The following is an 8,757-nucleotide window of genomic DNA, read 5'->3' on the forward strand; positions in this document are numbered from 1 at the left end:
TATCCTTCCCATGACCGCCGTCCTGCTCCTCGCCCTCTTCCTGGCATCAGGCCTGGCGGCCCAGAGCGGCGTCCACCTCCAGGACGGACTCTATGCCGCCGTCACCGACGACCCGGACGTCGCCGCCGTCCTTGCACACGACCCCCTCTTCACCGTGCACCTCGTCGACAGTGCGACTCTCTCGCGGGGCCTCGCGGGATACGACCTGATCATCAGCGGCGGCCGGACATATACCGCGGAGACGGAGAAGGGCCAGGCCGCGCTCTCGGCCTTTGCAACGGCCTGGCGGCACTACAGGAACACCGTCTACACCGCGGAGGACGACCTCTTCGCCGCCTACCCCCTCTGGATCGACACCGTCGAAGTGACCAGCGAACTCGACTTCACGGCGACGGAGAGCGGACAGACCATCTCCCTGCAGCCGCAGGGGGAGAGCGTGCCGTCCCCCTCCGGACCTGTCGAGGAGGTGCCGACCCCCCCGCCAGTGCAGGCCATGCCGACCGGCGACCTGAAAGAGAAACTCGCCTCTGATGGGAGCGATCAGGTCTCCCGGTACGTGGACATGGTCTCCGGCGGGCCAGACCTCGGGCATTTCAAAACCCCCTCGCAACTCGCCCCTCCCCTCCCCTTCGACTCTCTCATCTACGTCTTCGTCTTCATCTTCCCCCTGTACTTCACCTCCCAGTTCTACATGATGACGATCGCGAACGAACGCGTCGACAGGCGCGGCGAGGCCCTCCTCTCCACCCCCGCGGGGCCGCTCGCGATCATCCTCGGCAAGGCAGTCCCGTACTTCTTCCTGATGCTCGCCGTCTCCTCGGCGATCATCCTCCTGACCGGCGGTTCGTTCCTCGTCCTCCTCCCTCTGGTCCCGGTGATCGTCTTCTTCCTGGCGGCGGCCCTCCTCATCGGCATGACGGCCCGGAGTTTCCGGGAACTCTCCTTCCTCTCCATCTTCTTCTCGACCGTCATCACGTCGTACCTCTTCTTCCCCTCGATCTTCGCAAACGTCCACGCGATCAGCAGGATATCGCCGCTGACCCTTGTCGTCCTCCAATTCGAAGGCACCGGTTTCTCGGCCGCGGACTACCTCTATGCCACCGCCCTCTTCTGGCTCTCCTCCGCCGCCGTCCTCTGGCTCTGCGTGCGGAACTTCAACGAAGAGAGACTCTTTTCGCAGGAGAGCCTCACCTCCCGGATCATCTCCTTCGTCAGGGGGGCGATGGCGCGGGCGCACCCGATCGCCTCTCTCGTCGCCCTCAACGCCTGCATCATCCCCCTCGTCTTCATGGTGCAGTTGATGTACCTCGTCCTCCTCTTCAACATCCCGATGCCCTTCTCCCTCATCCTCCTCATCCTCCTCGCCGCCGCGACCGAGGAGGTGGCGAAATCGATCGGCATCATCGCCGTCCTCAGGGGGACGCCGGGCACTTTCACCTGGAAGAACCTCGTCCTTGCCGCCGTGGCGACAGGCGCCGGTTTCCTTATCGGCGAGAAACTTCTCCTCTTCGTGATGATCGCCCAGGTCACAGGATCGGTATTCGGCACCATCCTCTTCTCGGGCGTCGGCCTCCTCTGGGTACCCTTCCTCCTCCACGCGGGCGGGGCATTCATCCTCGGTGCGGCCGTCAAGGCCGGAGGGCGGCGCATGTACCTCCCCGGCCTCGTCATCGCCGCAGGCGTCCACGCCCTCTATAACCTCATCCTCATCGGAGGCGCAGTATGAACGCACGACATGTCTGGACAGTCGCGAAAAAGGAGTTCAGGGGGATAGGGCAGGAGCGGACGATCGTGCTTGCGATCCTCCTTCAGGTCTTCATCGCCATGTTCTCCTCCTTCCTGGTCATCGGCCTCACTTCTCTCTACGACCCGGCCTCGATGGACAGGTCGGGCAGTGTCTATGCCGTCGGCTATGCCGGGGCCGACTCTCCCCTGCAGGGTATCCTCGAAGCAGACGACACGTTTGCCGTCTACCGGATGGACCTCTCTCCTGCTGTCGCCGCCCTGAAAGAACGACAACTCGCTGCTGTCGTCTATGTCCCGCCGACCCCGCCCGATGCGGTGGAACCGGTGCAGGTCACCCTGTACACCCTGAAAAACGATATCCAGACGGCGGTCGTGGGCGTGGAACTGAAGGAGGACTTCGAGGAGTACGAGACCTTCCTCCGATATGCGCGGGCAGACCGCCTCTCTGCCGCACCCATCGAGGTCGCCGTCCCGGCAGGGACCGGGGGACAGAGCTTTTTCCTCTTCATCTACGGCCTCCTCATCCCCCTCCTCCTCTTCATGCCCGCGATCATCTCGGCAAGCCTGATCATCGACTTCATCACCGAGGAGTACAGCGCCCGGACCCTCGACACCCTCCTCTCCACCCCCCTCACTTTCACGGAGATTCTCTGGGGCAAGGTCTTCGCCGCCTGGGTACTCGTGCCCCTCCAGGGCGGCGCATGGCTCCTCCTCCTCGGCCTCAACGGCATCGCCGTCCACAATATTGTCGAGGTGCTGGTCCACGTCTCCGCGGCCTCGCTCGTCCTGATCCTCCTTGGCGCCCTCGCCGCCCTCCACTTCAGGGACCGGACAAACGCGCAGTTCATCTTCTCGACCGGCCTTGTGGTCGTCCTCCTCGTCGCCCTTGCGATCCCGGCAAACCCGGCAAACTTCATCGTCCTCCTTGCCGCGGGGGCCGACGTTCCCTGGCACTGGGCCGCCCTCGCCGTCGTCCTCTGCGGGACACTTCTCCTCGCCGCCGTCACCGACCGCTACGCACGCACGATCGCACGCCGGGCGATGGCCTGAGGACCACCACATCCGGATATAAACCGGATTCGAAGATCAAACATTCAGATAATCACAAATATGCAAAATCGATGATACAATTGTCGAGAAAAACCGGAAACAATAAATCCTAATTATTTCCACTTTTGCGTGATTACTATGATCACGAAGAGAGTCATTGCGTCGGGAGCAGTGCTGATGGCCATGCTCCTCCTGGTCATGCCCGTTGCAGCTATCGGCGGGAACGAGGCATGGATCCAGGTGCGCTGCAACGTAGAAGGCGCATCGATCTACTTTGACGGCGACTACAAGGGGCAGATCGCCGGAGGCGAACTGAATGTCCCGGTCTATACCACCGGCACGCCATACCACACGGCAAAAGCCGTCATGGACGGCTACTACACCTCGTCGACCTCGATCGGCAGTTACCCCGCAGTCGGCGAAACAACGACGGTGTACATCACCCTGAACCCGACCCCGACCCCGGCACCGGCGACCACCGGCACCCTCTCGGTGACCTCATCGCCGAGCGGTGCCAAGGTCTATGTGGACGGGTCGTACTACGGCAGGACGTCTCAGGTCATCTCAGGTCTCTCGACCGGCGACCACCGGGTCGAGGTCACCCTCGACGGCTACGAGACCTGGAAGAGCAGCGCCCGCGTGAGGGCCGGCCAGGTCACGGACGTCTATGCCAGCCTGACACACAAGCCGACGCTCGGTTCGATCTATGTCTCGTCCGGTCCCTCGGGCGCAAACATCTACCTTGACGGTGTGTACAAGGGAACGACCCCGCGGACTCTCTCCGGCATTGCCGAGGGCAGGCACTATGTCGACGTCGAACTCGCCGGCTACCAGGAATGGAGCGGGCCGGTGAATGTCGTCGCTAACCAGCAGGCCCACATCTCCGTGAGCCTCACGCCTGAATCGAAGCCTGTCTACGGCACCATCGCGGTCTACTCAGATCCCATCGGGGCCTACATCTACCTTGACGGCGACTACCAGGGCCGCACCTCCCCTGAGGGCTTCGTGATCATCGGCGTCTCGCCGGGCGCCCACACCGTGAACCTCAAGCTTGACGGGTACAAAGACGCGGCCACCTCGGTGAACGTGAACTCGGGCCAGCAGTCGTCGGTGCGTTCGACCCTTCAGACCCCGGGGGCCAACACAGGCTCGATGGAGGTCACCTCTGACCCGGCAGGGGCAGAGATCTACCTGAATAATGCCTACAAGGGGGTCACCCCGGTGACGCTCAACGACCTTGCGCCGGGCAGTTACACCGTCGCCCTCAAACTCAACGGCTATGTCGACTGGACGACGACCGCCACGGTGAACACCGGCGCGACGACCCCGATCTCGGCACAGTTCGTGGCAGTCCCGCCGACGACACAGAAGTCTCCAGGCATGGTCGTCCCGGCCCTCGGGGCCCTTGCCATCCTCGGGTACCTCGCGGTTCGGAGAGAGAACTGAACACTTCTTTTTTTTCCGGGTCCTGGTGAGATTTGATTCAAATCCGCCGGGTCAGGTCACACGTCTCTCACCCGGGAACATCTTTGAGGGGCGCCTCAGGGAAAGAGAAGACAGAGATCCTCTTAATCCAGATCCGGTTCTCCTGCGGCCTTACAAAACCAAACTGATATATCCTCATCCCTCTGCACCCTCAGTATGGGGCAGAAGATCGTCGAAAGAGCACAGGGGTTTCTCATCAACCCTGTCGAGACATTTCGAGATGCACGAACCGACGATCTCAGCGCCGCCCTCGCGTACTTCGGCGCCCTCCTCGCCGTCAACCTCGTCCTCCTCTGCCTTCTCGTCACCGGCGGGCTTGTTTTGGTGTCCGGAGTAGGAAGCGGACTGATTGTATGTGCTGTGCTCGTCTCCGTCATCGCCGACGTGATCGGCACGATCGTCCTCTTCGTCCTCGCCGCCCTGGCCCTCCACCTCTTCGTCGTCCTCCTCATCGGCGGGAACGGCATCAAGGAGACGTTCAAGGCCCTCGCATACGCCGCCACCCCCGGTCTTCTCCTCGGGTGGGTCCCGCTCGTCGGTCTCCTGGCAGGGGTCTGGACCCTGGGCCTCGCGGTCATCGGGGTCAGAGAACTCCACGAGACGACGACCGGGCGGGCGGGGGTCTCGGTCCTCCCGCTGCCGGTGCTCGCCCTCCTCCTCTTCGTCCTCCCCCTGATCATTCTGAGCGGCAGTATCTCAGAGGAGCCCTCTTTTCTGAGTACTCGCTATGCGTACGACCTCACCATCCAGACTGAGACGCCCATCGAGAATGTGACGTTCCTCCTCCCCATCCCGACCTGCGGCGACCGTCCGGCCATCGGTCCGGAACCGATCACTGACGAGTTCTACTCAAGCTGTCTCCCGGAGAATGTCACGTCCACCCTTGTCCTTGTCGAAGGTCGGCCATATCTCCGCTTGACCACACCGTTCATGGACGCCGGGGAAGAGATATCTATTGATTATCAGAACTACACATCACTCGGCCAGAATTTCAGCCCGGAGGTCGTGCCGCAGCTGGTCAACACCCTCCACCCATTCGACAACGAGTCCCTCTTCTCCTCCGGGCAGGACCTCACGCGTGCAGACTGCTCTCCGGAGGAGGTGAAGACGCACGGCACCAATCCAGGTTATTCCTGCACCTATGCCATTCCCATCTCTGCATACTACGAGAACGGGACACAGGTCGAGATATCCTCCGGGATCGAGGGAGCGAACGATTGGAGAGAGTTTTTCGATGCCTGGATCTCCAATCACTATTCAGATCGCTATCACCTCACCATCACCGGCGAACCGCAGGGCTGGATCTCTGCCGACGGGAGGGTGGTGGCAGGGTCGGGGATCTATCGGGAGTGGCAGGTGGGACCTCTCCCGGCCTCAGACGCCTGAGAAGAGAGTGAGGCGGGTCAGGGCGCGGTCTCCCCCATCCCACCGAAACCCAACGCCCTGATCGCATCCTTCAAGACCCTCCGGGCCGATAGATCACGGGATGAAGACCGTGGTCATTTCGCCGGGGATCGCCACCTACGGCGCCATGCTCATCGGCGGGGTTGTGCGGGAGGCCGGGCACGAGGTCGCCCTCTCCACCTCTCTTGCGGCAGGCGACGCAGAGGCCGTCCTCCTCTCCCTGTACTCGACCCAGCACCTGATGGACCCGGAGATGAAGGCGTTCGTCGCCAGCGTCAGGGCCTCGGGCAGGCCCGTCTATATAGGCGGCCCTGTCTCGGCGTACCCGGAGTACGTCCTCGGCGAACTCGCCCCCGACGCGGTGGTCGTCGGCGAGGGCGAGGCGACGGTGCCCCGCCTCCTTGCCGGGGGGATACACCCCGACCTTCCTGGCGTGGCCTATGTCGACGGGGGAAAGACCGTGGTCACTCCCCCCGCACCGCCGGCGCCGGTGGAGAGGCCCCTCCCCCTGATCCCCGACGCCATCGGGCAGCAGTCCATCAGGGGCGCGAATGCCTATATCGAGACGCACCGCGGCTGCACAGGGGCCTGCACCTTCTGCCAGGTGCCCCGCTTCTTCGGCCGCGAGATCAGGAGCCGCGGGCTTGAGGAGATCAGGGAGGAGGTGCGGGCCTTCAGGGAGAAAGGGGCGACGAGGCTCTCGGTCTCCGGGGGCACCGGATCCCTGTACGGCTATGACGGCGCGATCGACAACGACGCCGTCATCGCCCTCCTTGAAATGCTCGCCGAGGAACTCGGGCCAAGGAATGTCTCGGCACCCGACATCAGGGTGGACGCGATCACCGACGAGATCCTGGAAGCGATCCAGAAGTACACCATCGGCTGGCTTTTCTTCGGTTTCGAGTCGGGAAGCGACCGCATCCTCAGGCAGATGGGCAAGGGGGTGACCGTCGCACAGATGCACGACGCCGTGGAGCAGTCCCGCCAGCACGGCCTGAAGGTCGCCGGGTGCTTCATCGTCGGCTACCCGACCGAGACCGCGGAGGACTACACGGCAACGAAGGATTTCATCGCCGCCGAGATGCTCGACGACGTCTTCATCTCCGTCGCCGAACCGATCCCCCGCACGCCCCTTGCGGATCTGGTACTGCGGACGCCGCACCCGGAGAACCCGGTCTTTGCACCCCACGAAGGGGAGTACCGCTCTCTCCGCCTCACCGAGGCCGAGGCGCGGTGGTTCGACCTCTCCCAGCACGCCGATATGTACAAGCCCCTCCTCCACGTGGTCACCGACGAGGTCTTCAGCCTCTACCTCTCTGAAGCAAGGAAGCAGGGGGAGGACGTGCGGCGGGTGACCGCACTGATCGAGAAGTACGACCGGTGAAGACGGGAATACTCTGGAGCGGAGACGAGAAAAAACGTGATGGACAGGGGGAGAATTGAACCTTTTAAATTACGAAGATTGTTTCCCCGGCAACGAAGATTTCTTCGTGATATGCCGTATCAGATGAGCAGGACTGTTACCCGGACTCCAGGTATCGGCCCTTTGCATGACGTAGGTTTCATCTGATACCTGCTCAAGACCCCCTGCAGTCGTCCTGCCTATGATCATCGAGAAAATCCGCGCGTCCTGCTCTTTTTTCAGGGAGCTCCACTCATCGAGAAGAGCTTCGTTCGAGATTTTCGAGCCTCCGTCGGTGATAAAGAGAAGATCCGCACTCTTGAACTGCGGCTCTTTCAGGGACCGCATTCCCGCCTTCAGGGCGGTGTTAAAATCCGTGCCTCCGCCGAATGTTTGATTGAGAAATTCAAGAAACTCCCGGGCCATCCTCTTCTTGCCTGTAAGGTCTATCGTATCCAGCTGATTCCGTGATGAAAAGAGGATTACTTTCACGTCCCTCTCTTCTTTCAGCATCCTCCGGGCAATGGCCAGGATCGTGGCTTTTGCTATCGTCTCGGGTGAACCGCGCATTGACTTTGATGTGTCGACCAGCGCCACAACAGGCCCCCTTTTCCTGGCCGAAGGGGGGCCGCCAACCCAGTACTTCCCCCGCAACTGATAGGTCAGAAGCTTTTTTTCCGTAAGGTCTGCAGCAAATTTAAGCTTCAGAGTCGGGTTCTGCAGTTTAACCACTTCAGTAGGGAGAAGATGGTTAAGCTCGGATGAATAGGTGATGGAATGCATCTCCGTCTTTCCATGAGGGGAAACGGCTATCTTCCTTGAACCGTACTCCATCTCAATGCGCCCGAGTTGCTCAACGATTTCTTTGAGTGCCTCACTATCCTCTGCAATCTTCGCATAGTGCTCAAGGTTTTCGATATAATTTCTGTGAAGATCCTTCAGTGAGTAATCCCACTGCCTGCCCGGGAAGAGCTGGGTGAGTATCTCAAGAACGTCAAGGTTCTTCCGCAAAGTGGATAAAACCGGATCCAGTGCAGGGTTTAACTGATGCTGGAGAATTGTCTGGATGAACTCATTGGATTCGGGGTTTTCTGTAAACTTCAGAACTCCTCTGACCAACCCTTCCTGCAGGCTGCCAGAATCTGAAGTGCCTTTCGAGTCGGATTTCAGTGCCAGAATAATTCCGGAAATGGTGTCATCGAGATCGTTCAGAATGTCTGTCTGCAGTTCTTCTGATGGCGGAAGAGCGAGCAGGTCGTTGTCGGATGGTTGCGTCTGGCCTGCCTCTCGGGCCGGTGTTATGCTTGAAGAAGCACTTTCACTGCGTATGTCTTGAATCGGCCCTGATAACTCTCCTTCGGCAGTTTCCACATTCCCCTCATCAGTTGAAGGGGATTGCCCTCCCCCGTCTGAAGTGGTTTCAAGAAGATGGGAAAACTCCCGGGAAAACTGCTCTGCATAGTGTGACAGGACATTGAGATCTGCGGCTTCATCAGGTGATTTTGTCGTTGCAGATTCCGCCCGAATAAAATCCTGCAAGTCCAGTCCGGCCTGTAAGGCATCATTCAGGAAATTCTGTAGCACCTGAGGGTCGGAAGTACTCTGCACCTCGTTGAGCTCCTGCAAGAGATCTTCAAACTGCGGCGTGAGATCGGGATCTGTTTCTGCAG

Annotated in this window: 6 protein-coding genes; 5 read left to right on the forward strand and 1 reads right to left on the reverse strand. The window is 60.7% G+C overall.

Annotated elements, in window-relative coordinates; translation table 11 throughout:
* Positions 1–10: 10 nt before the first annotated feature.
* The 5 genes from BP869_RS09175 (at position 11) to BP869_RS09195 (ending at position 7,069) form a co-directional block, all read left to right on the forward strand.
* Entirely contained in the window at positions 11–1,726 is a 1,716-nt protein-coding gene (locus BP869_RS09175; protein ID WP_342678938.1) for an ABC transporter permease, read from the forward strand.
* A complete protein-coding gene (locus BP869_RS09180) occupies positions 1,723–2,796 on the forward strand; it encodes an ABC transporter permease (RefSeq protein WP_342678940.1) in 1,074 nt (357 codons plus the stop codon). The genes BP869_RS09175 and BP869_RS09180 overlap by 4 nt, the downstream gene beginning before the upstream one ends.
* A gap of 138 nt (positions 2,797–2,934) precedes the next feature.
* Positions 2,935–4,242, forward strand: coding sequence for a PEGA domain-containing protein (locus BP869_RS09185; protein ID WP_342678942.1), 1,308 nt, complete (start codon positions 2,935–2,937; stop codon positions 4,240–4,242).
* Between the two features lie 195 nt (positions 4,243–4,437).
* The gene (locus tag BP869_RS09190; protein WP_342678944.1) at positions 4,438–5,667 is read left to right on the forward strand and encodes a Yip1 family protein; all 1,230 of its coding nucleotides are present in this window, start codon (positions 4,438–4,440) and stop codon (positions 5,665–5,667) included.
* Between the two features lie 100 nt (positions 5,668–5,767).
* Positions 5,768–7,069 carry a methyl-coenzyme M reductase glutamine C-methyltransferase gene (locus BP869_RS09195; protein ID WP_342678946.1) on the forward strand — a complete coding sequence of 434 codons (1,302 nt, stop codon included), beginning with the start codon at positions 5,768–5,770 and terminating at the stop codon, positions 7,067–7,069.
* Between the two features lie 69 nt (positions 7,070–7,138).
* Here BP869_RS09195 and BP869_RS09200 read toward each other — a convergent pair.
* The coding region (locus tag BP869_RS09200) for a vWA domain-containing protein (RefSeq protein ID WP_342678948.1) at positions 7,139–8,757 on the reverse strand (1,619 nt) is incomplete at its 5' end.

This window comes from Methanofollis sp. UBA420, from assembly GCF_002498315.1.
Classification (GTDB): domain Archaea; phylum Halobacteriota; class Methanomicrobia; order Methanomicrobiales; family Methanofollaceae; genus Methanofollis.